Source organism: Alkalibacterium sp. 20 (assembly GCF_001885615.1).
Taxonomy (GTDB): Bacteria; Bacillota; Bacilli; order Lactobacillales; family Carnobacteriaceae_A; genus Alkalibacterium.
The window spans coordinates 14,831-30,218 of sequence record NZ_LSRN01000056.1; the positions used below are offsets into that span (position 1 = coordinate 14,831).

Annotated in this window: 16 protein-coding genes and 2 pseudogenes; 5 read left to right on the forward strand and 13 right to left on the reverse strand. The window is 37.2% G+C overall.

The window, feature by feature from the left end:
• Nucleotides 1-297: 297 nt before the first annotated feature.
• From AX762_RS09355 to AX762_RS09365, 3 genes are all read right to left on the reverse strand, one after another.
• Nucleotides 298-1,209 carry a dihydroorotate dehydrogenase gene (locus tag AX762_RS09355; RefSeq protein WP_071848872.1) on the reverse strand — a complete coding sequence of 304 codons (912 nt, stop codon included), beginning with the start codon at nucleotides 1,207-1,209 and terminating at the stop codon, nucleotides 298-300.
• On the reverse strand, nucleotides 1,209-1,976 hold the full coding sequence (locus AX762_RS09360; RefSeq protein WP_143139342.1) for a dihydroorotate dehydrogenase electron transfer subunit: 768 nt from the start codon (nucleotides 1,974-1,976) through the stop codon (nucleotides 1,209-1,211). Before AX762_RS09360 ends, AX762_RS09355 begins: the two co-directional genes overlap by 1 nt.
• Nucleotides 1,977-2,588: 612 nt before the next feature.
• Entirely contained in the window at nucleotides 2,589-3,419 is an 831-nt protein-coding gene (locus AX762_RS09365) for an exodeoxyribonuclease III (RefSeq protein WP_071848873.1), read from the reverse strand.
• Nucleotides 3,420-3,912: 493 nt separating this feature from the next.
• On the opposite strand from AX762_RS09365, the gene AX762_RS09370 reads away from it, so the two are divergent.
• Nucleotides 3,913-4,254, forward strand: coding sequence for a hypothetical protein (locus tag AX762_RS09370; RefSeq protein ID WP_071848874.1), 342 nt, complete (start codon nucleotides 3,913-3,915; stop codon nucleotides 4,252-4,254).
• 253 nt (nucleotides 4,255-4,507) lie between these two features.
• On the opposite strand, the pseudogene AX762_RS09375 reads toward AX762_RS09370, so the two are convergent.
• A pseudogene (locus tag AX762_RS09375) lies at nucleotides 4,508-5,392 on the reverse strand (serine hydrolase domain-containing protein); the annotation flags it as partial.
• A 186-nt stretch (nucleotides 5,393-5,578) separates the two neighbouring features.
• Here AX762_RS09375 and AX762_RS09380 point away from each other — a divergent pair.
• The 3 genes from AX762_RS09380 to AX762_RS09390 all read left to right on the forward strand — a co-directional run bounded on the left by AX762_RS09380 (nucleotide 5,579) and on the right by AX762_RS09390 (nucleotide 6,934).
• The gene (locus tag AX762_RS09380) at nucleotides 5,579-5,971 is read left to right on the forward strand and encodes a hypothetical protein (protein WP_071848876.1); all 393 of its coding nucleotides are present in this window, start codon (nucleotides 5,579-5,581) and stop codon (nucleotides 5,969-5,971) included.
• Nucleotides 5,949-6,212, forward strand: coding sequence for a hypothetical protein (locus tag AX762_RS09385; RefSeq protein ID WP_071848877.1), 264 nt, complete (start codon nucleotides 5,949-5,951; stop codon nucleotides 6,210-6,212). The genes AX762_RS09380 and AX762_RS09385 overlap by 23 nt, the downstream gene beginning before the upstream one ends.
• A gap of 281 nt (nucleotides 6,213-6,493) precedes the next feature.
• Nucleotides 6,494-6,934, forward strand: a complete 441-nt coding sequence (locus AX762_RS09390) for a phosphatase PAP2 family protein (protein ID WP_071848878.1) — start codon at nucleotides 6,494-6,496, stop codon at nucleotides 6,932-6,934.
• A gap of 100 nt (nucleotides 6,935-7,034) precedes the next feature.
• Here the strand turns inward: AX762_RS09390 and AX762_RS09395 are convergent, their stop codons facing one another.
• The 7 genes and pseudogenes from AX762_RS09395 to AX762_RS13420 all read right to left on the reverse strand — a co-directional run bounded on the left by AX762_RS09395 (nucleotide 7,035) and on the right by AX762_RS13420 (nucleotide 13,741).
• The gene (locus tag AX762_RS09395) at nucleotides 7,035-8,183 is read right to left on the reverse strand and encodes a sorbosone dehydrogenase family protein (protein ID WP_071848879.1); all 1,149 of its coding nucleotides are present in this window, start codon (nucleotides 8,181-8,183) and stop codon (nucleotides 7,035-7,037) included.
• A 46-nt stretch (nucleotides 8,184-8,229) separates the two neighbouring features.
• Nucleotides 8,230-8,913: a CPBP family intramembrane glutamic endopeptidase gene (locus AX762_RS09400; RefSeq protein WP_071848880.1), complete on the reverse strand. Its 684-nt coding sequence runs from the start codon at nucleotides 8,911-8,913 to the stop codon at nucleotides 8,230-8,232.
• Between the two features lie 386 nt (nucleotides 8,914-9,299).
• A complete protein-coding gene (locus AX762_RS09405) occupies nucleotides 9,300-10,160 on the reverse strand; it encodes a DegV family protein (protein ID WP_071848881.1) in 861 nt (286 codons plus the stop codon).
• A gap of 710 nt (nucleotides 10,161-10,870) precedes the next feature.
• A complete protein-coding gene (locus AX762_RS09410; protein WP_071848882.1) occupies nucleotides 10,871-11,479 on the reverse strand; it encodes a rhomboid family intramembrane serine protease in 609 nt (202 codons plus the stop codon).
• Nucleotides 11,480-11,594: 115 nt separating this feature from the next.
• Nucleotides 11,595-11,858 carry a CPBP family intramembrane glutamic endopeptidase gene (locus AX762_RS09415; RefSeq protein WP_071848883.1) on the reverse strand — a complete coding sequence of 88 codons (264 nt, stop codon included), beginning with the start codon at nucleotides 11,856-11,858 and terminating at the stop codon, nucleotides 11,595-11,597.
• A gap of 7 nt (nucleotides 11,859-11,865) precedes the next feature.
• Nucleotides 11,866-12,147 carry a hypothetical protein gene (locus tag AX762_RS13185; RefSeq protein WP_256244687.1) on the reverse strand — a complete coding sequence of 94 codons (282 nt, stop codon included), beginning with the start codon at nucleotides 12,145-12,147 and terminating at the stop codon, nucleotides 11,866-11,868.
• Nucleotides 12,148-12,152: 5 nt separating this feature from the next.
• A pseudogene (locus tag AX762_RS13420) lies at nucleotides 12,153-13,741 on the reverse strand (type I restriction-modification system subunit M).
• 162 nt (nucleotides 13,742-13,903) lie between these two features.
• Between AX762_RS13420 and AX762_RS09425 the strand changes: the two are divergent.
• On the forward strand, nucleotides 13,904-14,866 hold the full coding sequence (locus AX762_RS09425) for an IS30 family transposase (RefSeq protein ID WP_071848884.1): 963 nt from the start codon (nucleotides 13,904-13,906) through the stop codon (nucleotides 14,864-14,866).
• Here AX762_RS09425 and AX762_RS13020 read toward each other — a convergent pair.
• Together AX762_RS13020 and AX762_RS09435 are read right to left on the reverse strand one after the other, a co-directional pair.
• Nucleotides 14,858-14,980 carry a type I restriction-modification system subunit M N-terminal domain-containing protein gene (locus AX762_RS13020; protein ID WP_218162503.1) on the reverse strand — a complete coding sequence of 41 codons (123 nt, stop codon included), beginning with the start codon at nucleotides 14,978-14,980 and terminating at the stop codon, nucleotides 14,858-14,860. The genes AX762_RS09425 and AX762_RS13020 overlap by 9 nt on opposite strands.
• A gap of 1 nt (nucleotide 14,981) precedes the next feature.
• Nucleotides 14,982-15,197, reverse strand: a complete 216-nt coding sequence (locus tag AX762_RS09435) for a helix-turn-helix domain-containing protein (RefSeq protein WP_071848885.1) — start codon at nucleotides 15,195-15,197, stop codon at nucleotides 14,982-14,984.
• Nucleotides 15,198-15,388: the final 191 nt, after the last annotated feature.

Consider the following 15,388-nt stretch of genomic DNA (forward strand, 5'->3'; position numbering starts at 1 on the left):
CCTCCTACACTAATGAAGAATAGGCCGTTGTCACTTTATGCTTATTTAATTATCTACTGACTTCTGTCAAAAATCAATTCATTGAGCTCCATTTCATGGTAGAACAAGAGTATATTAAAAAATGCAGGGAAACAACAATTTTACATTGTCATTCCCATGCATTTCCCAGCTTTCCATGGTTCGCAATTATATGATTTTCTTAATAATCTTAACACTCATGTATGGGTACTCTTTCTAAGGATCTGATTAACAATTATTTATTCTCCGTCTACTTTTAACTGGTGAAAACAGATAAGTCTATACGCTGTGTCCACTCCCGATTGCTTCTTTTACGTTTTCAAATCCATACTTTTTCAAAGTAGCCGGCAGTTGCTCAATCAATTCTTTGCATATCATCGGATTCTGAAAGTTCGCCGTACCCACAGCAACTGCACTGGCACCAGCCATTAAAAACTCCAGAACATCTTCGGGCGTCAATATGCCGCCCATCCCAATGATAGGAATACCAACAGCTTTGTATACATCATAAATCATGCGGATAGCCACAGGCTTGATAGCTGGTCCTGAAAGTCCACCTACCTTATTACTCAACAGTGGACGCCGTTTATCGAGATCGATTTTCATCCCAGTCAGAGTATTGATCATCGTCAACCCATCGGCACCTGCACTCTCTACCGCTTTTGCTATACTGACAATATCTGCTGCGTTCGGTGACAATTTCACATAAACGGGAACATTAGAATGCTTCTTTACACGTCTTGTGACTTCATAGGCGACTTCCGGTATTGTACCGAACTGTACACCTCCCTCTTTAACATTTGGGCAGGAGATATTCAACTCTATTGCATCAATAAGATCAGTTTGTTGGAAAGCTTTGGCTACATTTTCGTATTCCTCAATCGTACTGCCGGCAATATTGGCAATGACAGGAAGATCGAATGTTTTGAGAAAGGGTAGTTCATTTTCAATTATTTTATGGACACCTGGATTCTGCAGTCCGATAGCATTCAGCATACCTGATTTTGTTTCTGCTACACGTGGTGTCTGATTTCCTAACCGCTTATGTTCCGTTGCAGCTTTGATCATAATGGCGCCAAGATCACTCAGATCATAGAACTGACTAAATTCACGGCCAAAACTAAAACATCCTGATGCAGGCATGATGGGATTTTTCAATTTCAATCCTGGTAACTCAATTGCTAGAGACATTATATTTTCACCTCGCCTGAATGGAATACGGGTCCGTCCTGACAGATTTTCTTATTACTTTTCTCGTCTTTTGTCGGAACTACACAGGCATAGCAGGCGCCAATTCCACATCCCATTCTTTCCTCCAGTGACAGAAATCCTTTTTCATCTTTAAGTTTTATCTCAATCGCCTTTAACATGGGGTTGGGCCCACAGGCAAAATAATAGTCGAATTGAGGCTGCTCCTGTTCAATTATATCTGTCACATAGCCTTGATGCCCATAACTGCCATCATTTGTTGTCACATAGCACTTCCCAAGACGTTGGAACTGCTCTTCATAAAAGACATCTTCTTTTGACTGAAATCCTATGATTGTAGTGACATTAACCCCTTTTTCTATCAGTTTTTTTGCTAAATAGTAGAGAGGTGGCACACCAATACCTCCACCTACTAAGAGAGCCTGAGTCATCTCCAGCTGATCGATTCTATACCCGTTACCGCACGGAATGAGCATATTAAGTGAATCATCTTTTCTTAGTCGACTCAGCTTTCGTGTTCCTTCTCCAAGTTCTTTGTAAATAAGTGTTAACTGATTTCCTTCCTTATCTAAATCAGCAATAGAAATCGGACGTCTGAGCATATGCTCACTTGAGGATCCGATTTGAATATAGACAAACTGTCCGGGTCTAATCGTTTCAAGAAGATCTTGATCTACGTGAATATCAAGTTTGACAGTATCTTTTGCAATTACGGTAATTGACTTTATCTTTGTCTCTATAAGTTTCATTAACAATATCCTCCAGTATTTTTACAGTAACTACAACTAAAAATGGCACTTTATAAAGCTGCTCATATCAACTTTGTTGAGTGTGCCTTTATTATTTTTTAGACATAAAAAACCCCTTTGCAAAGCTGCAAAGAGGTAGACGTGCAGAAAATAAAGCGCACATATCCCTATATAACCTTGCATGCCTCACAGGACTTGCTTAAAGGTGCTAGTAATTCGATTTATTAGGCAACAGTATCATGATTATCAGGATATACAAGGATGTATATCTGAATAATTACCACTTTGAAACTGTTCTATTTAAACAGTTATTCACAAACTTGATTCATAACAAATAAAAAATACCCTTTCTCCGTGTATGAGAAAAAGGATATAGATAGACCTACTCTATATTATTACGTTCCTTCTCAGTCTCACGGGACTGATGTTAAAGGTTCTTTTGTTATGTCTAATTATTCCAATAAAAGAGAGAGAAGTCAACCCTTTTTCTATTTTGTTTTATATTTCATTGAGTGTTACTTCACATTTTTATTATAAATCGAAAAATGATCCCCTGAAATAACTTAATGAGTTACTTCCAGGGGATCATTAGCTTTTTTTGTAGTATTACATCTAATCTATATCTATATCAAGCACTAAAGGGGTATGGTCTTGTCGTTCTCCCGAATCTAGCATGTCTGATTTTTTTACTTTATCAGCCAGCCTGTCGCTTACCAGCCAATAGTCGATCCTCCAACCTGAATTATTGACCTTACTTGTTTTGGCACGCTGGTTCCACCAGGAATATTGCCCGGTCACATCGCCGTTGACATACCGGAAAGTATCTGTAAATCCTTTATTCAAAAGTTGCGTAAATCCTTCACGCTCTTCGTCTGTAAAACCAGCTGACAGATGATTTCTGTCTGGATGGGCTATATCGATTTCTTTATGGGCGACATTAAAGTCCCCTGTAGCAATAACTGGCTTCTTCTCATCCAAACTGCTTAAGTATTCTGCATACTTTTCATCCCATTGTTGACGCTCTTCTAGTCGAACTAATCCTGAACCGGCATTGGGTGTATATACTTGCGACACATAAAAATCGCCAAATTCCAGCGTAATCATACGCCCTTCTACATCCATTGTATCCGGAGCATCAATTTTCGGATAGGTTATACTTGGCTTTAAATGATTCTTATATAGAAACATCGTACCCGCATAACTTTTTCTTGCAGGTTCTTCAGAAATACACCAGACATACTCATAATCAGGAAACAAATCGTTTAATATTCCCTCATGTTTTTTTGTTGGCCCGGTTCGAGGCAGTTTGGTTTCCTGAATCGCAATAACTTCCGGATCCTGCTCGACTATATTATTCATTACTTCTCTAGACATGACCGCTCGTGCTGAATCGCTCGTTAATGTTGCATTTAATGAATCAATATTCCATGAAATTAATCTCACTGTATTTTCTCCTTTATATCTTTTACTTTGACTACTCTTTTCATACTAACATTATATAAGTAATAGAACGATTATTTTTGACTGAACTTTATATAGAATCGTTTAATTTAATCTCACATAGTAAAAACTAATAGAAAAAATCTATTGATTACATCATATAATTAAACTGATCTTATTTGCATAGTTTATCAAACAGTAATTATTTTAACAACTCAATAAACAACTTGGATACTAGTACTCCTCCTGACAGACAGAGCGCTTACTGTGACAATCCTTCAGTGCCATAATTATACTTGAAGTCAGTTCCAGCTCCAATCAGTCAACATAATCATTTGAGTGATTTTGTGCGTTTGATTTTACACCTGCGAATTCTAGGTATATCATAAATACATAGGTTATCTTCTGCTTTTTTATCAGCTGTAGAAGATTCACACTATTCTCTTTTTATCTTTACGTCATTCGGTTAATCATTTAAGTACAGGAGGAGTTGTAAATGACTGAGGAACACGATATTCATAAAAACCACACGCATGAGCACAGCTTAGATTGTGGACACACTAAGATCAAGCATAAGGATCACATCGACTACGTTCATAATGGACACCTGCACCACGAGCACAAAGGACATTGGGACGAATGTACCCTCGAAGTGACTGAAACCAACCCAGATGATTGTCGTCCGATGAAATGCCTTTGTAGTCACGATGATGACTGCGGGCATGAAGTAGTTCAACACAGTAATCACGTTGATTATTTAGTCGACGGTCGCCTCCATCACGTACACGGAGAGCATTGTGACGATCACGGTCCAGTTGAGATTGTTGAAGTAAAATAACTGGAAGCTGAACTTTGAAGATGTTTTCAAAACAAAAAAACTCTAAACGGACATATTTACATGTCTCTCTTTAGAGTTTTTTGTTTCAAGACATGCATATTATTCTCATACCAGTCTGAAATATTACATTGTCTCATTTTTTGTAAGCAACACGATCGTCTTCGTATGTACAGAGGGAATAGTGCTTCTATATTGATCACATTCCCATTTTAACAGCCAAACACCTGAAAAATTCAATACTTTCTGCCTCCATTTACTCTCCATCCATCTCATAGTCTGTATAAGCAGAGGTCCTGACGATCACGATATCATGATCCAAATTTATATAGAGCGCCTGCCCATATATTCCCATTGCTAAAAAGTCATTTTCCGGACCCTCCGGTATCCACCACTGATAACCATAGCCTAAAACGCTTTCTGAATTCGGATTTTCTCCCGGCATCAAATGTGCTGCATCCGTGCTGATGGAAGCTTCGATCCATTTAGCTGGAATGACTTGCCGATCCATCACGAAACCATTATTCACGTATATTATTCCAAAGCGTGCCAAGTCTCTTAAAGTGGCGTTAAACCCTCCAAAGGCCGATTCGACTCCAGAACTGTCGACGAGCCAATGTGCGTCATTTTCCATGCCTGCTGGTTTCCACAGCTTTTCCTGTGTATATTCAAAAACATCTATTCCTGTGGCTTCGCTCAACACCATACCTAAAACTTGGGTATTAGCACTTGCATACTGATTATAGGTTCCTGGATCTCTTACTCTCTCAAAAGAAAGCACTAAATTCTCCAAGGATCCGCCTAAGCCTATTGAGCGAGCGCCCATTCGATTGACATCTGAATCTGAATCAAAATAATCTTCATTAAACTCAATTCCTGTAGACATTTGTAGCACATCTTTGATGATCACATCACAATATCCGCTTGCCGATAAACTGGGTACGTAATCTGTCACTAAATCATATACAGTACTGATATCGCCATCTTCTACAGCAATTCCGATCAAGGCAGATATCACCGATTTGGAGACAGACCAGTTGATCATTCGATTTGTATCTGTATATCCATTAAAATACTCTTCGTACAGAATGCGATCGTTTTGAGTAATCAGCATTCCTGTTGTGCCGGTTTCATCTATAAACTCGCTGACCTTTTTGTTTTCACCTTAATAAGTATATTCTTCAGGGAGATCTCTCAAATCTTCTTCTAAAAAAATACTTTCTCACCAGTTTCCACTATTACTGTTGGAAACCGTTCATCAAGATTACGAAAATTATCATTTAACAAAGGGGGTGCATTTGTCCATAATTTATTTGCAGGTCAATTTGTGGTTCAATCTGAGATCCGCCGTACGACACCTTACCACTTCCCCCACGAGACAGCCATGGCAGGCTACTCCAATATAACGGGCGGCGATGACAGATACTATAACAATATTTTCCTGGGAGACGATGATACACATAAAGAACCTGTCCCGATAACCTTCTTTGAGCATCTTCCGCTTAAACCCAGAGACGAGACTGAAGAAGGCGGAAAGGCAGTCATGGACGGTGTTCCGGACGATGCGATCTGCTATCTGCATCCTGTGGGACTGGGTGGCTACAACGATCATCCTGATGTAAAAGGGAGTACAGCAAAAAAGAACTTAAGACGCTTGGAGATGCTATCTTTAAAGGAAAAGCCGTCCTCCCAGTGGCATGGACGGAAATCTATATCTTAACAGCGCGGTTCCGGGTAGCCATGAACCTAATGCGAAAGTCGATGACCATAAAGGCATCAAAGTGGAGTTTGATCCTGAGCAAGGCAAGGTTCATGTTCATATCGATGAACCCAAATTATTTGCCGAAGCTTCTCCAGCTGTAATCACTACTGATTTTCTAGGCAAGACCCATCACGCGGATATGAAGCATGAGCAGCCCGACAGTACCCCATATCGTTTTGAGTCCGACTTTTCGGGATAAAGAGACCAGAGGCAGATCTCACGCCCGGTCCGTTTGAAGTAACCGAGAATGGTCCCCTAGATTTTGAAATTTAGTTTATTATTGAAGATCCAGTCATTATAAGTGACTGGATCTTTTATTGTGCATCTCTTCTTCTAAAAAGTATCTCTGGTGAGATTCAACAAATCCTTCTATCTTGAGAATCCTGTCTTTATATTGTTCTGCCTGTACTAACATAATATTATATCCCAGTATATGTTAATATATAAGTAATTCTATCTATTGACTAGGAGTGTAAGTGAATGAATCCAAAAGTGATCAACCTGTTAAATCGTATGATTACGATTTCTGTCTATACCATTTATCCATTTGTCCTTGTTGCGCTTATTTTAACTCGTGATGAAAGAGTTTGGAGGGTTTTTCTCGCGCCTGCCATATCCTTTATCTTAGTGAGTATTTTCAGAAATTTCGTGAACGCACCACGCCCATATGAAGTAAATGATACGAAGCCTACAATTAAAAAAGATACGAAAGGAAAATCATTTCCCAGCAGACATGTTTTCTCTGTCTTTGTCGTTGCCTCGACACTCTATTTCATTTCTCAGCCTTTAGGCATAGTTTTGATCCTTGCCGGCATTTTATTAGCTTTTATACGTGTTATCGGTGGCGTTCATTTTCCACGAGATGTTATAGCTGGAGCCGTTATTGGAATAATATCAGGTGTATTAGGATTCTATCTCTGAATCGTATTGAGTGAAACATATTAAAAAAGACAGCGTCGATTAATCGACGCTGTCTTTTTTAATATTACCGACCGGTCTGTCAAGCACCCTACATCGTCATTTAATCCTGAATGGAGAACCGATACAGTTTGTCGTCATTTTCTTCTGGGTCACCCCGTCCGTCTGTATTATTGCTGATGAAATAAAGCATATCATCTTCTATCAGCACATCCCTGATCCGGCCGAATCCAGTTACTTCTTCTCCCTGCTCGCCGGTTTCAAGGTCAAATTCAAATACAGCACCGCCTCTTAATCCCGCGACATAAATTCTGCCATCGTAATAGGCCATTCCAGATGGGGCCCATGTCTCTGAATCTCCAGAGGTGAAGAGAGGCGAGATCATACCCTCTTGTTCCTCTTCTCCTTCAATGATCGGCCAGCCGTAATTCTGACCGGCTTCAATCAGGTTGACTTCGTCATTTGCTGTACTACCGTGCTCACTTGAATACATTTTGCCATCAGACGACCAGGTAAGCCCCTGAGGGTTTCGGTGTCCATAGCTGTATACATAGGAATCGGCAAAGGGATTGTCATCCGGGATCGAGCCATCACGGTTCATTCTTAAAATTTTCCCATTTAATGAATCAGGATCCTGTGCAAGATCAGGTACAGCCGCATCACCCGTCGTTGCGTAGAGCATGTCATCAGGTCCAATCTTTAGTCGGCCGCCATGATGAACCCTTCCACTAGGGATTTCATCAAGCAGTACGCTGTCCTCCTGCCAAACGTCTTCGTTTAAAGTCAAAGTAATGATACGGTTCAGAGGTCCATTGCTGTCTTCATAGGTGTAATACGCATATGCCAGGTTGTTTTGCGAAAATTCCGGATCGAGTACAAATCCTAATAAGCCTGCTTCCGGAACAGAAGAAACGTCCATTTCCAGCTCCACATCTTGCCTGACAGTTTCTCCATTTTCAATTCGTGTGATATATCCAGGTCTCTCTGTCAAGAAGAAAGTATCTCCCTCTTTTTCAATCGACCAGGGTATCTCGAGGTTTTCAGCAACTATTTCCGGTTCGTCAATGATTTCTTCCTGCTCTTGTTCTTCCTGTTCTTCTCGCTCTTCCGGCCCTTCCGGTTCTTCCTGCCCATCATTTTCCTGTTCAGTTGAAGTGATGTCCGGGTCAGTTGTAACAGGTGCTTCATCAGTATCAGCACATCCAGAAACTAGAATCACTAAAAACAGACATAACATACTGAATTTTTTCATTCTTATACACCTTCTTCCTTATCGTTTCTATTGGCGATAGGAGTCCTTAAATTAAACCAAATAAGATAAACCCAACGGTGTTAATTGCAAAATTAGCAAACATATGTACAAGCCACGATGGATATATATTCTCAGACTTTTCATTTAAATAATTAAAGATACAGCCCCCAGCGAACAGGCCCGTCATGGCTAACAAATAAATACTCCAATGGAACCATCCACTTGTCATACCTACATGATATAACGCAAACAATAAAGAACTGAATACATAGGCAAAGAGGCGACTAGTGTTTTCCTTCAAAATTAAAAAAGCGAAACCACGAAAGAAAAATTCTTCCAGCAAAGAATTAACTAGAGAGATATAAATGGCAACATATACAAAATTATGTTCAGTGACACCAATATTGTCAGTTAAAGACTCACGAATTGAAGATAAATCAATATGGTCTTTTAAAAAAATATACGCAAGTAAGATAATAGAGTAAACTCCAACACCCAGTAAAAATGCAAATATAAAATCTGACTTTCTAGGAATAAACAGTTTTTTTAAACGACTATATTGATCTTTATACCTAAGAAAGTACCCCATAGGAACAAATGAGAACAGAAAGATTTTCACAATTGATTTGTACAGATAGGGCAATTGAACAAATCCGTCTATTACACTCATCCCTAAAGCTGATAGTGTGATAGTAAGAATCAAGAATACACTTTTTCTATTTATTTTCATAGTATGAAACTCCTTTTACAACAAATCAATCATTTTTAGTTACTTTAAGTACTGATTTATTTTAGCGGATACACTTTAGCTCCCATAACCTAAATAAATCAGATATCGGAACTTCTTTTCTGTAACACCACTATAAAAAGAATCCACACTAAAAAACACTGCTTTTTTAGTGTGGAGCTTAGTGGTATTTTATTCTATAGAAAAAGGTATTAGCTAACTAAACTAAGAATCTAAATTAAAAATGATATAAGTAAAAATTTTAGTCACTCATCGTTTTCAGCCAACTGGTTGCACGGTCAAAAACTGCAGAAAAGGACACTTCTAGAGCATAGCTCTTTTTATAGAATGTCTTGCTTATTCTTTAACTTTATCCCTAATCTTACACTTTAATCAGTAATTTTTTCAATCCCTGCGATGCCAATTGCTCCAGGACCGCCATGACTGGAAATCACAGCACCCGCCTTCATCCAGCTGGCTTTTTGAATACCGTTTTCTCTCAGCAGATCGAAAACCATCTCTTTCTGACTGTCTTCAACACCCGGAGCACCTACTATTAGAACGCTATCAGGGTCAATGTTATAGTTTTTGAAAAAATTATTAACCATCTTTTTTAAGCAGTTATCAAAAGATCCACGGTATTTCGCTCCAGAGACCAAGTACCCGTTTTCTAATTTAATTGATGGCTGAATCTTCAACAAATTTGCCCCGTGAAAAGCCAGATTTGAGACGCGGCCGCCAGCTTTTAAATATTGCAGTGTTTTAGGCAGAAAAACCATGCGGGTGCGTTCTCTAATATCTTCGACAAAAGCAATAATTGCTTCAGGACTTGTATTAGGATTATCTTCAATGAATTGAGCTGTCGCTTTAACAACAGCCGCTGCTCCGATAGATACATGCTTGGAATCTACAAGGTAGACGTTTTTAAAATCTTGAGCTGCAATGTTTGCTGCATTGAAGGAAACTGTTGTTACTGCAGAATATCCGATGTGGATGATATATGCATCTGGATGTTCAGCAAAAACTTGCTTGAAAACTTCGGCATTATCTTGTGGAGAAGTACCTGATGTTTTAGGTAGATTTTCTGTTTTCTCATAATAATCAAAAGCTTTCTGAACATCAAAACTACCATCAGAATACGTTTGATCTCCCATTGTTACATGCATCGGAATGACTTGTATATTATAGCGACCGATTATTTCTTTAGATAGATCTGAACCACTTTCAGTTGTAATAATATATTTATTCATAATTAACCTCCATTATTTTGGTAGATTATAGTTCCTCTACTGACTTTAGGCTTCATTTGTTTTCAGTATAATCATTGTACTATATATAATTTAAAATATATACTCAACTTTTCGATACTATCTTTCAGGGCCTTCTGTTGAGAAAACACTTTACAATCTTCCTCCTCCATATTTTCTAAATCAGTTGATCCATAAACACAATTCATGAGTACTTCTTCTAAACTATCATAATAAAGTGTTAAAAATCTGGAATAGTTCCAGTCCAGCCACAGTTCATTTGAGTTCTTAATTCGTCAAACACTTTACTTGTCATATTGTTATTTAACCTCTTTTTAAACTTTGTTATTTATATAATGCTTTCCAGTTTCTAAACCTCTGTTTTATAATAGTCTATACTATTATATTATAACTTAAATATTACCAATAACAATGAATAATTGGACAGAACATATTCTAATTAACACAAATTATAAGACCCCTGAAAACGTAGATGACGTTTTCAGGGGTCTTATGATTATAATTATTTAGTTAATAACGTAACACTCTCCACGTGGCTCGATTTGATAGCATTGATGTCAACGGGTAATTTTTTACCCGACTTATGCGGGAACAAATCAATCGGTTTTTCGAGTTTTTTACGAAAAGCGACGTTCAAGGGAACATATCAACTTTCTTCGCTTCTATAAAATTGTAGCCAGCATATCTCGCTGTCATTTAGATTTTATATTTCCTTTGTTTTTAATACAATATCCAGAAATTAGTCCCACAAAAATTCCTGTGAGATGAGCAACACCACTATCTAATGATTGAGGAATTACAATTGCAGAAAATACACTAAAGATAATCAAAGCTAATACCCACCACATAGCCTTCGATTTTAGTATTACTGTACTAGGGCGCATAACTGCGAATGCAGAGACTACTCCCATAACGGCTGCAGAAGCCCCCGCTATAAGCCCTGGTCGCTCAATTACTAATCCGGTAAGTGGAAATGCCAGACTACCCATCAGCCCTGCTATCAAATAGACCATTACTACTGTTTTTGCGTTTGTAATCTTTTCTACTCTTGAACCAAAATAGAAAAATAAACCCATATTTAAAATTATGTGAATGAGTACTTGATGTGAGAAAAACACAGTAACTAATGTCCAAGGTTTTTCTAGTATCAAAGATATCTCATGATTCAACAATAATTTCGCTCCAAGGCTAGGAATTATATTTATAGCGATAAATATAATTATATTTATCGCTATAATCACTAACGTCCCTTGTCCATCACGAATAATTTCTTTGTACTTGTTTACCATCTTTTCATTCATCTTTAATCCTCCTATTATATTTTCTTATGTAGCACTTTTGTATCATTTTTACCAATGGGAAGAGTGTTACACATTCTTAAGCCTGATATTACATTATTTTTACTCATAGGTCGCATTAATAAAAATTACCCAGCAAGAATATAGTAGAAAAAATAACGACATCCTGCATAAAGTGTATAATCCATGATGAAGCAAAACCTTTTGTTTCATACATACTTCTAGACAAATACCATCCAAGAAGAACACTCATTACAACACCTACAATTCCACTGGGGGCTCCATAAAAATGGGCTATACCAAATATCATTGCAGCTATAAATATTGCCTGACTCTTTGGTAAAACATTTTTTAACGATCCTAATATAGCACTTCTAAACACAACCCCTTCAGATTTCAGTTAATCTTTTTTCAATTGTCTTAAGTTCTTCTAAATCTTCAGTAAGAATTTCTCTCTGAACTAAATCAAAAGGCAGTATATGACCCCTCCATCCATCTTGTACTTCTGGAATTTCGTCATCATTAGCTTCTTTCTTTTTTGCAACCATATTAGGTTCTACTTGGTTTATAACCTCAAACCCTTCTGACTGAATCATTTCCAAATCTGTAGAAACCACATCCCAATTATCCGAAAGAATCTGATATGCTTTATACTTGTCAGCAAGTTTCACATTTTCTATTCTTGAGAAAATGTGAAACTTATTTTTTCTTGCTCTTGCTCAACTGATACATCAAGAATCCCTTCAATCAAATCATTTTTGAGTTCGTCATATAAGCTACTAAATTCATTAAAGATTACCTGTTTATAGTTTCCCAATGACTCGTGAGAGGTTATAGCCGCTTCGATATCATCATGCTTTATAACCACATATTGATCAGATATTTTCTCAAAAATTGCTTCCTTGAGTTCAGGAAACACCTCCCAATACTCTAATAGTTGATCAACTTCCTTTATAGGGATTCCTCCAAACATAGTTGCATGAATATCCCAACTTTCTGCAGGTTTTATAGAATCAACATAGCGCGATATATTAAGGTTATAACTATTTTCACTAATGGTTTCTTTAGAAACAAGAGCAGAATACTTTTCAACAGATGCTCTGCTCTTAACAGTATCAGCAATTTTTTTAATGTCACATGGTCTCAATTTGTTGTTATTTCCTGATTTTTCAAACCCTTTAGATGCGTCTATAATCAACACGTCTGAAGTAGGTCGATTTCTTTTCAGAACCATAACGATAGTAGGAATCCCTGTACCAAAAAAATATTTGATGGTAAACCAATAATTGTATCAATGTTATTTTTTTCTATAAGATTCTCTCTGATCTTTCCTTCGTCTCCACCTCTAAAAAGAACACCATGAGGAAGAACGATTGTCATGATACCATCGTCCTCTAAGTGATACAGATCATGCAATAAAAATGCATAATCAGCCTTACTCTTCGGTGCAATACCATAGTTTTTGTAACGAGCATCAAATTCTTTATCTGAAGGATCCCATTTTTGAGAGTAAGGTGGATTAGACACAACGGCATCCGCTCTTATCAGTTTGTATGTTTTATCCTTATCGGTATCCTCAAAAAAAGGCCAATCATCTTCTAATGTATCACCATTTCTTACATTGATATTTGCGGGACTAATCCCTCTCATAACCAAGTTCATTCTTGTAAGATTGTAAGTATTTTCTTTAAGTTCCTGTGCGTAATAATCTATCTTGTTTTCTCCTTCTAAAAATTTAGCAACGGAGTTGCCGATATTGATCCATAACGATCCCGATCCAGATGTAGGGTCATATATCTTGATTTGCTTTCTATCTTTTAAATGTTCCGCGACAATTTCCGACATTAAAACAGAAACTTCATGTGGAGTATAGAATTCTCCAGCTTTTTTTCCTGCATTGTCAGCAAACATACTAATAAGATATTCATAAATGAAACCGAGAACATCATAGTCCTGCTTTCCATCCATAGGGATTTTTCTTATAAGCTTAAGAAGGCTTTTAACGGCTTTTGTTTGTGCCTGTGCTGTTTCTCCAAGTTTTGATAAACCGGTCTGTAATGTGTTGAAAATTTTCTCAAATACTTTTTTATACGCATCATCAATGTTGCGATCGAAAGCGGATAATGCATCTCTGACATTCGATATATCAAAGTCATTACCTTTTGCCAGCCAAGTAGAGAAGAGATTTTCATACGCAATAAAATAACCCAAATTTTCTCTTACATGAGTTGCATACTTAACATCATCTTCATTTACTTTTTCCATGTCAGCATCAGTTAACTTTTCTTTCCTAAATAAAGCAATCTCTTTTTCTGATAAAAATTTATAGAACTTGAATTGTAAAATTAAGCTAGACGAATAAAAAAGCCATTTGTGGTACACTCATTCCAAAATTAACAACCACGAAAATTAGGAGAGTGACCACAAATGGCCTACACCCATCTTACCATGGAAGAACTCGGATGGATAGATACGTATCTTACTATTGGATTATCTGCTCCAGAAATAAGTAATAGGTTGGGACGTTCAAAACAACCGATTTATAACGTCATACATTTTCTTGACGAAGGCAACACGATTCAAGACTATTACCGTCGGTATAAAGAAAACAAGAAGAGCTGCGGCGTTAATAATAAAGAATTGCCAGAAGATCAAGTTGCTTATATCAAAGAAAAAGTAGCTGACAACTGGACGCCAGATGTCATTATCGGTAGATCGGAAATAAAGATTGAGTGCTCAATTAGAACCCTTTATCGTCGCTTTAAAGATAGTGATGTGTTTGATGTAACCACGTTACCTATGAAAGGAAAGCGCAAACCTAACGGTCATAAAGAAAAACGCGGGAAACAAGCATTTAGACGACAACTTAAAGATCGGAAAAAAGAATACCCTGATTTCGTAAACGAGTTTGGGCATCTAGAAGGAGATACCATTGTTGGTTTAAATCACAAAAGTGCCGTGATTACCTTATTCGAACGCCTTTCTAAGCTCATCATTACTTTAAAACCTGATGGCCGAAAGGCCAAAGACATCGAAATGAGTCTTGATTTTTGGTTTCAGAACCTTCCGCTAAACTTGTTTAAATCCATTACCTTTGACTGTGGTAAAGAGTTTTCTAATTGGAAAACTATTAGTAACCATCATGACGTTTCTATATTTTTTGCGGATCCTGGCTGTCCTTCTCAGCGTGGACTGAATGAACAATCTAATGGTTTGCTTCGACGAGATGGTTTGTATAAGCAAATGGATTTTAACACCATTAACCAGGCGTTCGTTTCATCCATCGCTATTAAAAGAAACAAAATCCCTAGAAAATCTTTAAACTACAGAACGCCAATTGAAGTATTTTTGGGAAATGTACCAGATTGGAAATCGTCTAGCTTAATTTGACAAACTAAAGAATATAAAACCAAGAATAAAATCCTTATATTCATTTGCTTCAATCTTTGACCTCATTTGATTTGCAGATTCCCATATTGTAGCTGCAAGTTGCTGTTTATTCATATCATTTTTCCTCTCTTTTCACGTAGATTAGTTCAATGTCATATCCCAAGCCATCCATCATTTGCACGAAAGTTTTATTCAATACCCCATCACTCTTTTTCACAATACGATTTATATATTGACCTGTCTTGCCAATTTTTTCAGCAAGACCCACCTGAGTAGTATCATTTTCCAGACATTTCATTTTTATATCCTTTTCAATATTATTTAATATCATCTTTGTCCTCCATTTCCACACTAGGGTATTCTAGTATTGTCAAACTTTGATTTCACGTTTATACTACAACACATTATTGGTTGGATTTCAGCACAAAAAAGATGATTTTATAAATATAATAGATTTTTTACATTTTGTAATTATAAAGCCATCTACAAAGTCCACATATTTCAATCCTATCCCCACATCCT